The organism is Streptomyces sp. NPDC052496 (assembly GCF_040679095.1).
Classification (GTDB): Bacteria; Actinomycetota; Actinomycetes; order Streptomycetales; family Streptomycetaceae; genus Streptomyces.
In genome coordinates, this window is the sequence record NZ_JBFAUH010000005.1 from 37,680 (window position 1) to 53,150 (window position 15,471).

Here is a 15,471-nt window from a genome sequence, read left to right on the forward strand (position 1 = left end):
GCCGATCAGTGGATCGCCGGTCCGCATTCCTACGAGGACGCGACAGGAGCAAGCAATGCAGAACGGCAAGTTCCTTTCCGGCAGGACCGCCCCCGGCGAAGGCTGGCAGAACTATCCCGACCGCAATGGCGACGGCGTTTACATCGACGTCGACACCAGCGCCGGCGGATTCACCGAGACCCCCGCCTATATCGCTGCCCTCACCGGCGACGACCGCATGTGGATGACCACCGGCGGAAACACGGTCTACCAGGCCACCCCCACCGGCTTCCGCGTCTACGTCCGCCGCGTCGACCGCCAGCCCATCGACCCCGAATACGCCGCCAAAAACGGCTGGCACATCGCCTGGATAGCCGCCGAAGTATGACCCCCAGCCCCCCGCCCACCGGCCCTCGCGGGAATGTCGCGGGGGTCGGTGGTGTGTGTGGTCGGGGGGTGGTGGGTCAGCTGGGCAGGGCGGGTTCAGCGGTGTCGGCTGCCGGGGTGCGGCGCGACGGCCGGCGCTCCGCGCCGCCGGGCTGCGTGAGGTGGGCGACGACACTCGCGTAGAACCGGCCCACGGCTTCGTCGACGCTGCGGATGAAACCGGACTCGGCGTTGCCGCGGGTGCTGCCCATGCCCTTGAACAGGGACAGCCGGAAGCCGGCGATGGGCACCCCGTCCTTGGGCAGCAGGTCACCCGGCTCCGGGCGCAGCCGCTCCAGCGTGCCGCGCGGGCCCCGGTTGCCCTCCACCAGGGTCTCCACGTGCAGGTCCGCAGGTGCTTCGGCGAGCTGCCGGACCAGGCGCTTGACCCAGCTGAGGGGGTAGCCCTGCTCCGGCGCCGGCACCTCGATGGACGTACGCAGCTTCCCGGTCCGCAGGTCCGCGGTGATCGCGAGGATGCCGGGCGTGGTGTCGATCCGCAGCTCGGCGCTCAGGCGGCCCTCCTCACAGAGCCGGTCGGCGAGCTCGGCACGCCGGCTGGCCTGGTCCGTACCGCGCTTGGCCCGCTGCACGGGCAGCACCTTCTGCCCCAGTTCCCCGCCCAGCCGCAGGCAGACCTGGCGGATGAGCCGTTCCCAGCTCTCCACGACGGCCACGGCGCGCTCGTCTCCCTGGCAGAGGGTGTCCGTGTCGATGCCGTTGCGTACCGGTACCCACGCCGGGCCCATGTTCTGGAAGCCGTGGCAGCCGGAGTTCTCGTGCTGGAGGTAGTGCAGCAGCTCCTGGAGCAGCCAGGCGTGTGCCGCGTTGCCCACGCCCTCGTGGCGGATCAGCAACTGCGCCTGGTGCGCCACCTCGGCCCAGGACAGGTGCCACAGGGACACCTTGTGCTTGCGGCGCCCGTCGGTCTTCACCTCGACCAGCGGGCTGCCCTCCAGGGCGACGTCGTTGGAGAGCGTGATCACCGCTTCGTAGCCGCGCCGGGCCGCGATGTCCATGTAGTCCTGGACCTGCTCGGACTTGAGCGGGTTGCCGTTGGTCTTCGTCTCGACCAGGGCGGTCCACAGCTTGCCCGCCCGCTCCACCCGGATCACCCCGTCAGGGCGCCGGGGCGTGTCCCCGTTCGGCAGGGTGACCTCGGTGAACGTCTGCATCCGGCCGGCCGGGGCGCCGAAGGCCGCGGTGAGCCGCCGTCCGAACTCGGGCACCTGCGCCATCACGGCCAGCAGTACCGATGTCGCGCGCATCTCCCGTTCCCGGTCGCTCTTGAGCGTGGGCGCGGGGAAGAGACGGGCCTGCCGCCAGTTGTCGTTCTCGGCGAGGGACTTCTTCGCCACCTTGGGCAGGGTGACCTTCTTCTTGGCCGTACGCGGGCCACGGGACCGGCGCGCAGGGGCCGGGGCCGATTCGGCCGGCCGCGCGGGCGCCGCCGCCGGCGCCTCGGCCGCCGGTGCCGGAATGACCACCGGGCCGACGGACGCCGGCGCCTGCGCCGCCTTCGCCGCGCTCCCGATCGCGGGCTGCGCATCGGCCGCCGTCGTGGTCCCGGTTCCGGGCTGCGCCTCTCCCGGCCCCGTCTCCTCCTCGTCCGCCGGCTCTTCCTCCTCGTCCACGGATATGCCGAAGTCCGTGGCCAGGCCGGCGAGTCCGGTCTCGTAGCCCTGCCCGACCGCGCGGAACTTCCACTCGCCGGCCCGCCGGTACAGCTCGCCGAAGATGAACGCGCTCTCCTCCCCGGCGTCGGCGATGGTGAAGCCCAGCAGCACCTCGCCCGTACGGTCGGCGACCGTCACCCGCAGGTCGTCCAGCTGCCCGAAGCGGCCCGTACCGTACTGGCTGGCCGCCACCACCAGGCGCTCGACCTCGTCCGGCACCGCGGTCAGGTCGATGCTGACGCGGTCCTCACTGCCGTTGGCCGTCGGTGTCTTGCCCAGTAACTGCACGCTGCCGTCGGCAGCGGCCGGATTGTTGTAGAAGAAGAAGTCCGCGTCGCTGCGCACCTTGCCGCCCGCGCCCAGCAGCAGGACGGAGACGTCCGCATCGCCGTCCCCCGACGCGCTGCTCCAGCTCAGGCTCACCATCAGTGAACCGGTGTCCTCGCTCAGGGCGGCAAGTCCGACGTTGCCGCCCTTGACCATCTCGTGCATGGAGCCCCCACAAATGCCGCCGCATCCAGGGGCACGGCACACCCGGCAGGCTGCTACGTGGTGACCTGCGATGCAGCACAACTCAGTGTGTACGCCGCGAACCTTAGACCCGTTTCAGGTGTTTCGGGAGGTGCGGGGACCAGCGGAAGTCCGGATCTGACGGATGCGGGACGACCTCCGGACGTCCGGCCCGGGCCGCACCCGAAAACCCCGTGCACCCCGCCGCACCACCCCCTACCCTCGGACCCATGTCGACCCCCCGGATCTCCTAGCTCGGACACCCGCTTTCGCGCTACCCGTGTGTCCTTGAGCTGTTCCGGAGTGTCAAGTCATGATTACCGTTCGTGGTGCCGACGTGCGCGTCGGGGCCCGGCTTCTGCTGGCCGGGGTGTCCTTTCATGTGGGGGCCGGCGACCGTGTCGGCCTGGTGGGGCGTAATGGGGCGGGGAAGACGACCCTGCTCGACATCCTGGCGGGGCGGGTGGCCCCCGCTGCCGGTGAGGTGGTGCGGGTGGGGAGTGTCGGGCATCTGCCGCAGGACTCCCGGGCGGCCGATCCGGCCGTCACCGTCAGCGACCGGATCCTGTCCGCGCGCGGGCTGGACCGGGCCGGGGCGGAGCTGCACCGGGCCGGAGAAGCGCTGGCCGGGGCCGTCGGGCCGGTGGCGCAGGAGAAGGCGATGGCTGCGTACGCGCGGGCCGGGGACGCCTTTGAGGCGTGCGGCGGATATGCGGCCGAGGCCGAGGCGGCGCGGGTCGCGGACGGACTGGGGCTGCCCGAGCGGGTGCTGCGCCAGCCGGTGGGCGGGCTTTCGGGCGGTCAGCGGCGACGTGTGGAGCTGGCCCGCATCCTGTTCGCCGGGCACCGCACGCTGCTGCTGGACGAGCCGACCAACCACCTCGACGCCGACTCGGTCGCCTGGCTGCGCGGCTTCCTGGCCGCTCACCAGGGCGGTCTGGTGATGATCAGCCACGACACCGGGCTGCTCGCCGGCACCGTCAACCGGGTGTTTCACGTGGAACCGTCGCGTGCCGCGCTCGACGTGCACAACACCGGATGGCACGCCTACCTCGCCCAGCGCGCCGCGGACGACCGGCGCCGGGTCCGGGAGCGCGCCAACGCCGAACGCAAGGCGGCGGCGCTGCACACCCAGGCGGACAAGATGCGGGCGAATGTCGCCACGGCCGTCTCCGCGAAGAACATGGCCCGCCGCGCGGACCGGATGCTGGCCGCGCTGGAGCCCGCGCGGCGCAGCGAGAAGACCGCCCGCATCCGGCTGCCCGAGCCCGCGCCGTGCGGCCGGGTGCCGCTGGGTGCGGTCAGCCTGGTCAAGGCGTACGGGGAGCACCGGGTGCTGGACGGTGTGGACCTGGCCGTCGACCGGGGCAGTCGGCTGGTCGTGCTGGGCCTCAACGGGGCCGGCAAGACCACCCTGCTGCGGCTGCTGGCCGGACGTGAGACGCCGGACGCGGGCCGGGTCGTCGCCGGGCACGGACTGCGGCTGGGGTACTTCGCGCAGGAGCACGACACGCTGGATCCGGCGCGTACGGTCCGGGAGAACCTGGCCGCCGCGGCGCCGCACCTGACCGACGGCGAGGCCCGGCACGTCCTCGGCTCGTTCCTCTTCTCCGGGGACGACGCGGACAAGCCGGTACGGGTGCTCTCCGGCGGCGAGAAGACCCGGCTGGCACTGGCCGGCCTGGTCCACTCGCGCGCCAACGTCCTGCTCCTGGACGAGCCGACCAACAACCTCGACCCGGCCTCCCGCGACGAGGTGCTGGGCGCGGTCGGCACCTACCCCGGTGCGATCGTGATGGTCAGTCACGACCCGGGCGCCGTCGAGGCGCTGCGGCCCGACCGGGTGCTGGTGCTGCCGGACGGCACGGAGGACCTGTGGGGGCGGGAGTACGGGGAGTTGGTGGGGCTGGGGTGAGGGCGGGGCCGTACGGGCGCCGCGGGCGCCTCACCGTCCTGTACGGCCCCTGGGCCTGCGTCAGGCCGGCTTACGGGCCTCGATGAGGAAACGGGTGGAGTGGGCCACGAACGGGCCCTCCGCCCGGATCTTCGCGTCCAGTTCCCGCAGCCGGTCGCGGTAACGGTCCACCGTGAAGCCCGGAACCATCCAGATCACCTTGCGCAGGAAGTAGACCACCGCTCCGATGTCGCGGAACTCCGTACGCAGGGACTCGGACCGCAGGTCGGCGATCTCCAGGCCGGCGGCCCGGGCGTCCCGGCTCTCGTCGTCGGGATGGCGCCGGCGCCGTACCTCCTCGGGCTGCGGGCCGAGGAAGTACTCGACCAGCTCGAAGACGCTGGCCGGCCCGACGTGCTGGGCGAAGTACGTGCCGCCGGGGCGCAGCACGCGGGCGATCTCCGACCACCACACGGTGGCCGGGTGACGGCTGGTGACGAGGTCGAAGGCACCGTCGGCGAAGGGCAGCGGCGGCTCGTCCGGGTCGGCGACGACGACCGCGCCGAGCGGGTGCAGCAGCGCGGTCGCCTTCGCGACGTTGGGCGGCCAGGACTCGGTGGCCGCCATGACGGGCGGCAACGGCCCGGCGCCGGCCAGGACTTCACCGCCGCCGGTCTGGATGTCCAGCGCCGCCCGGGCGCGCGCCAGCCGCTCGCCCAGACAGCGCTGGTACCCCCAGGAGGGGCGCTGCTCGGTGGCCCGGCCGTCCAGCCAGGAGAAGTCCCAGCCCTCGACGGATACGGATTCCGCCTCGGCCACCAGGTCGTCGAAGGTGCGTGTGGTCATGGGGGGATGGTGGCAGGCGAGAGGTGAGGTTTGCCAGTTATTTTGGTGGTTTGGGTGGGTTGAGGGAGGGGGTCAGGTGAGGGCGTCCAGGGCGGTCAGGATGTCCGTCGGCTCGGCGCGCTGGACGTAGTCCGGGTCGGCGAAGCTCCAGCGCACCGTTCCGGTGCGGTCGATGACGAAGGTGGCGGGGATCGGCAGGGTGCGCGGGTGGCCGCCGTTGACGCGCTGCATCTCGAAGCCGAACGAGTCGTAGACCGCGGCCAGGTCCTCGGGCAGGTCGAAGGCGATGCCGTACCGCCGGGCGACCTCGGAGCCGACGTCGCTGAGGACGTCGAAGGCCAGCTCGTGCTTCTCGGCGAGGGTCAGGGACTCGTCCGGGACCTGCGGCGAGACGGCCACCAGGCGGGCGCCGCGCGCGGTGATGGCGTCGTGGTGCTGCTGGAGCGCGCGCAGGGCGAGGTTGCAGTACGGGCACCACGCGCCGCGGTAGAAGGTCAGCACGACCGGCCCGTCGGCCAGGAGGGTGCTCAGGGTCACCTGCCGTCCGTCCGCGGCGGGCAGGGTGAAGTCGGGGGCCGGCGCGCCGGGTCCGGGCGCCGCGTCGGCCTGGCCCGACTCGGCCAGTTCGCGTCCGGCGCGCTCCATGACCGCCCGGGCGGCGTCCGGGATCTGCGGGTAGCGGGACTCGAAGAAGGCGTGCAACTCGGCGGTGAGGCTCATGGGTTCGTCCACCTGATCTGAGAGGCCGGGAGCGTACGGAACTTGGAACGGTCAGAACTTGGAACGGTCGTTTCAAGTTAAGCGGGTGGCGGGTCCGTTGCCAAGGGGCGGGACGCGATATCTTGGAACGGTTGATTCAAGAAGAAGCGCGCGGTCGAGGCCGGGGCCGAGTTCGGGATCGAGTTCGAGTTCGAGTTCGAGTTCGAGGCCGAGGTCGAGGTCGCGGTCGAGAGCGTGTGAGGGAAGGCGGCGGGCCCGCGGATGCCGGACATCAAGCACTTCGACCCGGACGCGGCCCTGGAAGCCGTGGTCCGGCTGTTCTGGGAGCGCGGCGTCGCCTCGACCGGCATCCAGGACGTGGTCGACCGGACCGGCGTCAGCCGCTCCAGCCTGTACGCCACCTTCGGCGGCAAGCAGGACCTCTACCTCGCCGCCCTGCGCCGGTACGTCGAGCAGTGGTCGCGGCCCGCGTTCGCGCGGCTCGCGGCGGACCCGCGCGGCCTGCCCGCCGTCACCGAGTTCTTCGACGAGCTGATCCGCCTGCGGTGCAGCGGCCCGTACGCCCGCTGGGGCTGCCTGGTCGCCAACGCGCACACCGGCCCGGCCAGCGCCGAACCGGACGTACGGCAACTGCTCGAAGAACACCACGCGTTGCTGGCAGGCGCCCTGCGTGCGGTGCTCCGTACGGCCGCGGAGCTCGGACAGCTGGTGCCGGGTACGGACCCGGACGCCGGCGCCGAACTGCTGGCCCTGCTCGCCTACGGGGTCAATCTGCGCTCCCGTACGGGCGCCGATCCCGAGGTGCTGAAGGCGACCGTGACGGCGGCGCTCGCCCCTTACGCGGCGTAACGGACCGCCGGGCCGACGCCGCGGGCGGCAGGCCGGATGTGTGGCCCACCCGTCCGTACGGCCATGGCGCCGGGCGCGTCGGCGGGCGATGGTGGGAGCGCGGACGACCGAGCGACGAGGAGAACATCATGAGCGAGGTGATCGCCGATGTGCGGATCCCGGACAGCGCCCTGGCGCGGGAGGCGACGGAGCTGGTGCGCGAGGCCGCGTCGCCGCTGCTGTTCCACCACTCCCGCCGGGTGTTCCTGTTCGGGGCGCTGCGCGGGCGGCAGCAGAAGCTGGATTTCGACCTCGAACTGCTCTACGTGGGCGCGATGTTCCACGACCTCGGGCTGACCGAGCGGTACCGCCGCACCGACCAGCGCTTCGAACTCGACGGTGCCGACGAGGCCCGTAGCTTCCTGCACCGGCACGGCATCACCGGCGAACCGGCCGACCTGGTCTGGACGGCCATCGCCCTGCACACCACCCCCGAGATCCCCCTGCACATGGCGCCCGAAGTGGCTCTGGTCACCCGGGGCGTGGAGCTGGACGTCCTGGGCATCGGCTACGACGCCGTCCCCGACGAGCAGCGGGCCGCCGTGGTCGCGGCGCACCCCAGGCCCGACTTCAAGAACCGCATCCTGGCCGCCTTCACCGACGGCATCAAGGACCGGCCCGGCACCACCTTCGGCAATGTGAAGGCCGACGTCCTCGCCCACTTCGTCCCCGGCTTCGAGCGCGGTGACTTCGTGGCGGTGATTCAGAACTCCGACTGGCCGGAGTGACGGCGCGGGCCGCCGGGCGAGGTGGCCACCCGTACCCGCAGGGACCAGTCGTGGTGGCGCACGGTCTCCGGCCCGGCGCGGCCGGCCAGGATGTCGCAGAGCAGGGCGGCGCAGGCCCGTCCGTACGCGTCCGGGCGCAGGTCGATCGCCGTGACGGGCGGCGTGCAGGCGCGCAGGGCCGCGCTGTCCACGCAGGACGCGACGAGCAGGTCCTGCCCGGCCGTGCGGCCGAGCCGGGAGGCGGCCCGCAGGACACCGGCGGCGGCTCCGTCGGGCGCGCAGACCACCGCGTCGACGGCGGGTTCGGCGGCGAGCAGGTCCATGGTGGCCTGCGCCGCCTCGTCGGGGGTGGCGGCGAAAGGCACGGTACGTACGGCGACTTCGTGCCCGTACGTACGGCCCCAGGCGTCCGCCGTCGCGCGCAGCGCGGTGGCCCACGCGGAGGTGCCGGCGGGTGCGAGCAGTGCCGGGCGGCGCGCGCCGCACTCGCGTACGTGGTCCAGCAGCGCGGTCAGCGAGGCGGCGTTGTCGCAGACCACGGCGCCGGCGGGGGCGGCGGCCCGGCCGAGGTAACGCTCGCCCGTCACGACGGGAACGCCCGCGTCGAGCAGCCCCGGTACGGCGGAGTCGGTGGCCTCGGGGTCGATGACGAGCAGACCGTCCACGCGGGAGGCGAGCCGCCCGGCGGCCCCGCCGTCGGGAGCCAGCAGCACCACGTCCAGGCCGTCCTCCTGGGCGCGGGTCACCGCCCCGAAGGCGAGCGTCATGTAGTAGTCCAGCCGGGTCGCGGTACGCGGCAGGTGCAGCCCGATCGCGCCGGTGCTGGCGCGGCGCAGCCGTTGGGCTGCGCTGTTGGGGCGGTAACCGAGGCGGTCGGCGGTGTCACGGACCCGGCGGCGGGTGTCCTCCGCCACCCGTCCTGAACCCTGGAGCGCGTCGGAGACGGTGCTCTTGGAGACGCCGGCGGCGCGCGCGACATCGAGCAGGGTCACGGTGCGGCGGCTGGTCACGGGGCGCAAGTGTAGACGTACGGGCCGGGCGGGCGGTCTGGGCCGGGCGGCTGGCGCGGCGGCTGGCGCGGCTCGGAGCTCGGGGGCCGCCTGGCGGCTCGTCCGGGAGCCGCGCAGCGGTCCGCCAAGTGGCAGTCCACGGTCGGACACCCCTTGCCGGAACGTTCCGGCGCTCGTACATTGCTCTCTGCCGGAACGTTCCGGCAGAGTCTGGCCGACCACGGCCGTCCGTCCTTCCGCCCGCCAGTCCGTCCGTTCGCCCGTCCGCCCGTTCGTCCGTCCGACCGACTGTCCGCCCCACGCCCCACGTCCCACGTCCCCCGTCACCCCGGAGCTCCCATGCGCGTGATCACCGCCCTCACCCCGCCCGCCTCGCCGACCCGGACCCGCCCCGCCGAGCGCGCGCCGCTGCGTGTCGCGCTCGTGCAGGAGCGCTGGCACCGGGATCCGGACGAGCACCGCGCCGCCCTCAAGGAGGGCATCCGCCTGGCCGCGGCGGAGGGCGCCCGCGTCGTCTGCCTCCAGGAACTGACCCTGTCCCCGTACTTCGCGGTGGTCCGCAAGGCCGACCACCCGGCCCCTGCCGAGCCGGAGGACCTGCGTACGGGGCCCACGGTGACCTTCGCCGCCGAGGCGGCCCGCGCGTACGGCGTGCACGTCCACGCCTCCCTGTACGAGCGGGCGGACCCCGCCCCCGGCCCCGACGGCACCGTGACGCCCGACGGCCTCGGCTACAACACGGCTGTCCTGGTGGCCCCGGACGGCACCCTCGTGGCCCGTACGCGCAAGACGCACATCCCCGTCTCCGAGGGCTACTACGAGGACCACTGGTTCCGTCCGGGCCCGGCCGGTGCCGACGCCTTCCCCACCCACGCCGTCGAGAACGCCACGTTCGGCCTGCCCACCTGCTGGGACCAGTGGTTCCCCGAGCTGGCCCGCGCCTACTCGCTGGCCGGCGCCGACGTCCTGGTCTACCCGACCGCCATCGGCTCCGAGCCGGGCCACCCCGGCTTCGACACCCAGCCGCTGTGGCAGAAGGTGATCACTGGCAACGCCATCGCCAACGCCACCTTCATGATCGTGCCGAACCGTATCGGCACCGAGGGCCCGCTGACCTTCTACGGCAGTTCCTTCATCGTCGACCCGTACGGCCGCGTCCTGGCCCAGGCCCCCCGCGACGAACCCGCCGTCCTGGTGGCCGACCTCGACCTGGACGCCCGCCGCGACTGGCTGGAACTCTTCCCGTTCCTCACCACACGCCGGCCGGACGCGTACGGGCCGTTGACGGTGACGGACCAGGTCCCGTCGTCAGACGCCGCGCGGCAGGCGGGAATGTGACGGCAGGTCCTTACTGAGCGTTCGGGGATGTTTCGCGGCGATACATTGCGATCTTCCGGTGGGAGTGACGCTGTTCCCGCGGTCGAGGACCGGCATGGACCTCACCGAGCCGGGGCGGGTGCTGGCGGCGCGGGTGCCCGCCCTGCTGACCGAGTGGGAAGGCGTACTGCGGGAGACGAAGGCCACGGCGAGCCGGGCCGCCCGCGTACTCCGCGTCGGATTCACGGCCAGTGCCGCCGACGAGGCGACGCAGCCGATCGTCGCGGAGTTCGCCCGCCGCCGGCCGGGCCGACGCGTCGAGATGTTCATGTACGCCAACGGCGGCTTCTTCGTCGCCGGCGCGATCATCGAGAAGATCACCGGCAACAGCTACGCCGAGGAGGTCGAGCGCACGGTCATCCGGCCGCTCTGCCTCGACCACACCTACGTACGCGGGAACGACGCCGGATACCGCGACCCGCACCCGCGGGCGTACTCGAACCTGTTCCTCAAGGACGGCGCCGATCCGGCGAAGATGACCCCGGCGAACTGGGAATCGATGATGGAGGAGCCGGGCCTGCCGCCCCTGGAGGTCACCGAGTCCGCCTCCGGCAGCGGCTGGGCGGCCGGAAATGTCGTCTCCACCACGAGCGACATGCTCCGCGTCCTCTCCGCGCTGGCGAACGGCACACTGCTGCCTCCGGCCCAGCACCGCGAGATGTGGACCACGGTCTCCACCGAGGGCGGGCACTGGACGCCGCACACCCGGTACGGCCTCGGCCTGTTCGAGCTCGACAAGGAGGCGATGGGCGGCCGGACGCTGCGCGGCATGGGCGGCAGCATCTGGGGATCCTGGTTCGCCGTGGTGGGCACCCCGGACGGCAAGCACACCATGGCCCTCCACACCAACACCGAATGGAAGAGCTGGGACATCATGTTCGACGCCATCGAGGCGGAGTTCGGCATCAGCCCGTCGTCCGCCGCCTGATTCAGGGAGGCGCCGCAGCAGGCCGGTGAGCTGCTCGAGGACGCCGTCCTGCTGCCACTTGGCGAAGTAGCCGTATGTCGTGGCCCAGCGGGCGAAGTCGTGCGGCAGACAGCGCCAGGGAATTGCGGTGCGGTCCACATACGAGATTGCGTTCATGATTGCGCGCAGGTCGTGCTCGGGTGGGCGGCCGGTGTCCAGGGCGCCCCGGCGCCGCTTGGCCGGCCAGGCGGTGAGCACGGGCTCGATCAGCTCCCAGCGTGCGTCGGACAGGTCGCTGGGGTACCCGTGGTGCGGGGTCATGTTTCCGATGCACCGCGCGATGTCCCGCTCGGCCAGCGGGCGAACGTCTGCGGGTCAGGACGTGTTGGGATGAGACAGGAGGTGCCGGAAGGAAACAGCTCTTCCTGCCGCACCCCAGGCCTACCGGCTCACCGAACCCGCTGGTCTCAAGATGCTGGAGCCGGAAGATCGCAATGCATCGCCGTGGAACAGCCCCAAACGCTCAGTAAGGACGGCGCTAGTGGCGGGCGGGCACGACGGCCGGCCCCGAAGGACAGCGGGCGGCCCCCTCCGGGAACCGCCCGCCTGTGCCACTCCGCCCGGCGTCACCGCGCCCCACGCGGGCGCACGCTCAGCGCTCCGCGATCAGCTTCGGCAGTGCCGCCAGGGTCTCCGGCAGTTCGCCGGCCGGCAGACCCCCGCCCTGGGCCAGCTCAGGGGAGCCGCCGCCGCGACCGTTCAGCAGGCGCTTGACCAGGTCGGACGCCGAGCCGCCGGCGTCCTTGCCGGCCTTGTTCAGGGCGACCACCAGGGCCGCCTTGCCGTCCGTGGCCGAACCGACGGCCACGGCGGCGGGCTGCCCGGCGGGCAGCCGGTCGCGTACGGCCATGGCGAGCGCGCGGGCCTCGTCGGCGCCGCCGTCCGCGGTGGCGGTGACGACCCGGAAGCCGCCCGCCTGTACGGCGGAGTCGGCCAGACCGGCAGCGCGCGCCGCGGTGGCCTGCTGCCGCAGCCGCTGGTTCTCGCGGTCGGACGCCTTCAGGCGCTCCAGCAATCCGGCGACCCGGTCGGGGAGTTCGGCGCGCGGTCCCTGGAGCTGTTCGGTGAGCTGGGTGACCAGGTCGCGTTCGCGGGCGAGGTAGCCGAAGCCCTCGATGCCGACGGACGCCTCCAGGCGGCGCATGCCGGCGCCGACGGACGACTCGGCGGTCAGGGCGACGACGCCGACCTGGGAGGCGTGCGCGACGTGCGTACCACCGCACAGTTCGCGCGACCAGGCGCCGCCGATCTCGACGACGCGCACCTTCTCGCCGTACGTCTCGTCGAAGAGGGCGAGCGCGCCGATCTCCTTGGCCTCCGGGAGTGTCATCCACTTCACGTCCACCGGCAGGTCGCGGCGGAGCGCCCGGTTGGCGGCCTCCTCGACCTCGCTGCGGGCGGCGGCGGACAGGCCGCCGCGCCACGGGAAGTCCAGGCGCAGGTAGCCGGGGCGGTTGTAGGAGCCGGACTGGAGGGCCGTCGGGCCGAGGATTTCGCGGAGGGCGGCGTGGAGGACGTGGGTGCCGGAGTGGGCCTGGCGCGCGCCGAGCCGCCATTCCGGGTCCACGGCCGCGTGCAGGGTGTCGCCCGGGGCGAGTTCGCCGGCGGTGACGCGGATCTGGTGGGCGACCAGGCCGGGGAGCGGCCGCTGTACGTCCAGGACCTCGGCCTCCACCGAGGTGCCGGACAGCCGCCCGGCGTCGCTGTCCTGGCCGCCGGACTCGGCGTAGAAGGGGGTGCGGTCGAGGACGACGGTGGCGATGTCGCCCTCGCGGGCCACGGGGACGGGGCCTTGGGCGCCGAGGACGGCCAGCACCGTGGAGTCGGTCTCCAGGGTGTCCCAGGCGCGCCAGTCGGTGGGGCCGTGTTCGTCCAGGACCGTACGGAGGGCCGACGTGTCCACGGCGCCGCCGGACTTGCGGGCGCGGGCGTCGGCGCGGGCCCGTTCGCGCTGTTCGCGCATGAGGGCCGCGAAGCCCTCGCGGTCCACCTCGACGCCCTGTTCGGCGGCCATCTCCAGGGTGAGGTCGATGGGGAAGCCGTAGGTGTCGTGGAGGAGGAAGGCCTGCTTGCCGGGGAGGGAACGGCCGCCCTCGGCCTTGACCTTGGTGACGGCGGTGTCCAGGACCGTGGTGCCCTGGCGCAGCGTCGCCCGGAAGGCGTCCTCCTCGCCGGCCGCCTGGCCGGCGATGCGGTCGTAGGACTCGGCGACCTCCGGGTAGCTGGGCGCCATGCAGTCGCGGGCGACGGCGAGGAGTTCCGGCAGGGCCCGGTCCTCGTAGCCGAGCTGGCGCATGGAGCGGACGGCGCGGCGCAGGATGCGGCGCAGGACGTAGCCGCGGCCCTCGTTGCCGGGGGTGGTGCCGTCGGCGAGCAGCATCAGGGCCGTACGGACGTGGTCGGCGACCACGCGCAGCCGTACGTCGTGCTGTTCGTCGGCGCCGTAGCGGACGCCGGCGAGTTCGGCGGCGCGGTCCAGGACGGGGCGGGTCTCGTCGATCTCGTAGAGGTTGTCGACGCCCTGGAGGAGGGTGGCCATCCGCTCCAGGCCCATGCCGGTGTCGATGTTGCGGCGGGGGAGTTCGCCGAGGATCGGGTAGCCGGACTTGCCGGTACCCTCGCCGCGCTCGTACTGCATGAAGACGAGGTTCCAGAACTCCATGTACCGGTCCTCGTCGGCCTCAGGGCCGCCCGCCCGGCCGTACTTGGGCCCCCGGTCGTAGTACAGCTCCGAGCAGGGCCCGCACGGCCCCGGCACGCCCATCGACCAGAAGTTGTCCTCGTCACCGCGCGAGACGATCCGCTCCTCGGGCAGGCCGGAGATCTCCCGCCACAGGGTGCGCGCCTCGTCGTCGGTGTGGTGCACGGTGACCCAGATGCGGTCGGGGTCCAGACCGTACCCGCCGTCGGCGACGGGGGTGGTGGACAGCTCCCAGGCGAAGCGGATGGCGTCTTCCTTGAAGTAGTCACCGAGGGAGAAGTTGCCGTTCATCTGGAAGAACGAGCCGTGCCGGGTGGTCTTGCCGACTTCCTCGATGTCCAGGGTCCGTACGCACTTCTGGACGCTGGTCGCGCGCGGCCAGGGCGCCGCCACCTCACCGGTGAGGTACGGCTTGAAGGGCACCATGCCCGCGTTGACGAACAACAGGGTCGGGTCGGGCGTGGGCAGCGGCGCGCTGGGAACGACGGTGTGGCCGCGCTCGGCGAAGAAGTCGAGGAAGCGGCGGCGGATCTCGGCGGTACGCAAAGGGGGCTCCGGGGCGGTCGGGGGAGGAGGGAGAGGCGGACGCGGAGGCCGTCGGAGAATGTGTCAGCACCCCGGCCGGGCGTGCTGACACAGGCTCTTACGCGGCGGCCTTCGCCGCCCTGGCGACCGGGTGCAGGGCCGCGTACTCCAGCGGCGCGGACGGGTCGATCGAGAGGTCCAGCGGGGCCGGCTCGGCGCCCGCCCGTACGAGGAGGTCGCCGACGGCGGCGATCATCGCGCCGTTGTCCGTGCAGAGGCGGAGAGGCGGCACCCGCAGGGTGATGCCCGCCTTCCGGCAGCGTTCCTCGGCGAGGGACCGTACGCGCGAGTTGGCGGCCACGCCGCCCACCACCACCAGGGTGCCCACGCCGTGCTCCGTGCAGGCCGCGACTGCCTTGCGGGTCAGTACGTCGGCCACCGCCTCCTGGAGGGAGGCCGCGCCGTCCGCGACGGGGAGCTCCTGGCCGGCGTGCCGTTCGGCCCAGCGCGCGGCGGCGGTCTTCAGGCCGGAGAAGGAGAAGCCGTACGGGTCGTCGCGCGGCCCGGTCAGCGGGCGCGGGAACGCGACGGCCTTCGGGTCGCCCTCGCGCGCGGCCCGGTCGATCGCCGGGCCGCCCGGGTACGGCAGGCCGAAGACCCGCGCGACCTTGTCGAAGCACTCCCCGGCCGCGTCGTCGAGGGTGTCGCCGAGGTGCACGATCGGGTCACGCGCCAGGTCCCGTACGAGGAGGAGGGAGGTGTGCCCACCGGAGACGATCAGCACCATGCAGGGGTCCGGCAGCGGGCCGTGCTCCAGGGTGTCGGCGGCGACGTGCCCGGCGAGGTGGTGCACCCCGTACAGCGGCACGCCCAGCCCGTACGCCAGGCCCTTGGCGCCGGCCAGCCCGACCTGGAGGGCGCCCGACAGGCCGGGGCCGGTGGTCACGGCCACCGCGCCGATGTCGGCCATGGTCAGGCCCGCCTCGTCGAGCGCGCGGCGTACGACGGGCGTGAGGGAGTGCACGTGGGCGCGGGCCGCGATCTCCGGTACGACGCCGCCGTACCGCGCGTGCTCGTCCATGCTGGACGCCACCGCGTGCCCGAGCAGCTTGCCGTCCCGGACCAGGCCGGCCCCGGTCTCGTCACAGGAGGACTCGATCCCCAGCACCACTGGAGAGCCTGGAGATGCCACCGCACCGCTCCTTCGTACCCGCCGGATTCGTT

General features: G+C 72.9%; 12 protein-coding genes and 1 pseudogene. 6 read left to right on the forward strand and 7 right to left on the reverse strand.

All coding sequences use genetic code 11. The features are described from left to right. Positions 1 to 55 precede the first annotated feature (55 nt). Positions 56 to 367: a hypothetical protein gene (locus AB0L45_RS08945; protein ID WP_365837582.1), complete on the forward strand. Its 312-nt coding sequence runs from the start codon at positions 56 to 58 to the stop codon at positions 365 to 367. Positions 368 to 443: 76 nt separating this feature from the next. Here the strand turns inward: AB0L45_RS08945 and AB0L45_RS08950 are convergent, their stop codons facing one another. Beyond that, positions 444 to 2,564: a TerD family protein gene (locus tag AB0L45_RS08950; protein ID WP_365838051.1), complete on the reverse strand. Its 2,121-nt coding sequence runs from the start codon at positions 2,562 to 2,564 to the stop codon at positions 444 to 446. A 340-nt stretch (positions 2,565 to 2,904) separates the two neighbouring features. On the opposite strand from AB0L45_RS08950, the gene AB0L45_RS08955 reads away from it, so the two are divergent. Beyond that, positions 2,905 to 4,506 (forward strand): ABC-F family ATP-binding cassette domain-containing protein, encoded by a 1,602-nt coding sequence (locus tag AB0L45_RS08955; protein ID WP_365837584.1) that lies wholly within the window; start codon positions 2,905 to 2,907, stop codon positions 4,504 to 4,506. Between the two features lie 60 nt (positions 4,507 to 4,566). Here AB0L45_RS08955 and AB0L45_RS08960 read toward each other — a convergent pair whose 3' ends face one another. Then, a complete protein-coding gene (locus AB0L45_RS08960; protein ID WP_365837586.1) occupies positions 4,567 to 5,331 on the reverse strand; it encodes a class I SAM-dependent methyltransferase in 765 nt (254 codons plus the stop codon). A 72-nt stretch (positions 5,332 to 5,403) separates the two neighbouring features. Beyond that, on the reverse strand, positions 5,404 to 6,051 hold the full coding sequence (locus tag AB0L45_RS08965; RefSeq protein ID WP_365837589.1) for a peroxiredoxin-like family protein: 648 nt from the start codon (positions 6,049 to 6,051) through the stop codon (positions 5,404 to 5,406). 261 nt (positions 6,052 to 6,312) lie between these two features. Between AB0L45_RS08965 and AB0L45_RS08970 the strand changes: the two genes are divergently transcribed. Together AB0L45_RS08970 and AB0L45_RS08975 are read left to right on the forward strand one after the other, a co-directional pair. Continuing rightward, a complete protein-coding gene (locus AB0L45_RS08970) occupies positions 6,313 to 6,900 on the forward strand; it encodes a TetR/AcrR family transcriptional regulator (protein ID WP_365837591.1) in 588 nt (195 codons plus the stop codon). Positions 6,901 to 7,028: 128 nt separating this feature from the next. Beyond that, a complete protein-coding gene (locus AB0L45_RS08975; protein ID WP_365837594.1) occupies positions 7,029 to 7,667 on the forward strand; it encodes an HD domain-containing protein in 639 nt (212 codons plus the stop codon). On the opposite strand, the gene AB0L45_RS08980 is transcribed toward AB0L45_RS08975, so the two are convergent. After that, positions 7,643 to 8,677 carry a LacI family DNA-binding transcriptional regulator gene (locus AB0L45_RS08980; RefSeq protein ID WP_365837596.1) on the reverse strand — a complete coding sequence of 345 codons (1,035 nt, stop codon included), beginning with the start codon at positions 8,675 to 8,677 and terminating at the stop codon, positions 7,643 to 7,645. The two genes, AB0L45_RS08975 and AB0L45_RS08980, sit on opposite strands and share 25 nt — an antisense overlap. Before the next feature lie 339 nt (positions 8,678 to 9,016). On the opposite strand from AB0L45_RS08980, the gene AB0L45_RS08985 reads away from it, so the two are divergent. Next, positions 9,017 to 10,015, forward strand: coding sequence for a carbon-nitrogen hydrolase (locus tag AB0L45_RS08985; protein WP_365837598.1), 999 nt, complete (start codon positions 9,017 to 9,019; stop codon positions 10,013 to 10,015). Positions 10,016 to 10,109: 94 nt separating this feature from the next. Further along, positions 10,110 to 10,982 carry a serine hydrolase gene (locus tag AB0L45_RS08990; protein WP_365838053.1) on the forward strand — a complete coding sequence of 291 codons (873 nt, stop codon included), beginning with the start codon at positions 10,110 to 10,112 and terminating at the stop codon, positions 10,980 to 10,982. Positions 10,983 to 10,988: 6 nt separating this feature from the next. On the opposite strand, the pseudogene AB0L45_RS08995 reads toward AB0L45_RS08990, so the two are convergent. The 3 genes and pseudogenes from AB0L45_RS08995 to tsaD form a co-directional block, all read right to left on the reverse strand. Next, positions 10,989 to 11,282, reverse strand: a pseudogene (locus AB0L45_RS08995) (transposase); the annotation flags it as partial. A 331-nt stretch (positions 11,283 to 11,613) separates the two neighbouring features. After that, complete coding sequence (alaS, locus tag AB0L45_RS09000; RefSeq protein ID WP_365837600.1) at positions 11,614 to 14,268, reverse strand: alanine--tRNA ligase; 2,655 nt, start codon at positions 14,266 to 14,268, stop codon at positions 11,614 to 11,616. 97 nt (positions 14,269 to 14,365) lie between these two features. Beyond that, complete coding sequence (gene tsaD / locus AB0L45_RS09005; protein ID WP_365837602.1) at positions 14,366 to 15,439, reverse strand: tRNA (adenosine(37)-N6)-threonylcarbamoyltransferase complex transferase subunit TsaD; 1,074 nt, start codon at positions 15,437 to 15,439, stop codon at positions 14,366 to 14,368. Positions 15,440 to 15,471: the final 32 nt, after the last annotated feature.

Coding starts and splice junctions, on each gene's coding strand:
- AB0L45_RS08955 (WP_365837584.1), top strand. CDS start 2,905: ATGATTACCGTTCGTGGTGCCGACGTGCGCGTCGGGGCCCGGCTTCTG.
- AB0L45_RS08950 (WP_365838051.1), bottom strand. CDS start 2,564: ATGGTCAAGGGCGGCAACGTCGGACTTGCCGCCCTGAGCGAGGACACC.
- AB0L45_RS08965 (WP_365837589.1), bottom strand. CDS start 6,051: ATGAGCCTCACCGCCGAGTTGCACGCCTTCTTCGAGTCCCGCTACCCG.
- AB0L45_RS08960 (WP_365837586.1), bottom strand. CDS start 5,331: ATGACCACACGCACCTTCGACGACCTGGTGGCCGAGGCGGAATCCGTA.
- AB0L45_RS08990 (WP_365838053.1), top strand. CDS start 10,110: ATGGACCTCACCGAGCCGGGGCGGGTGCTGGCGGCGCGGGTGCCCGCC.
- AB0L45_RS08945 (WP_365837582.1), top strand. CDS start 56: ATGCAGAACGGCAAGTTCCTTTCCGGCAGGACCGCCCCCGGCGAAGGC.
- AB0L45_RS08970 (WP_365837591.1), top strand. CDS start 6,313: ATGCCGGACATCAAGCACTTCGACCCGGACGCGGCCCTGGAAGCCGTG.
- AB0L45_RS08985 (WP_365837598.1), top strand. CDS start 9,017: ATGCGCGTGATCACCGCCCTCACCCCGCCCGCCTCGCCGACCCGGACC.
- AB0L45_RS08975 (WP_365837594.1), top strand. CDS start 7,029: ATGAGCGAGGTGATCGCCGATGTGCGGATCCCGGACAGCGCCCTGGCG.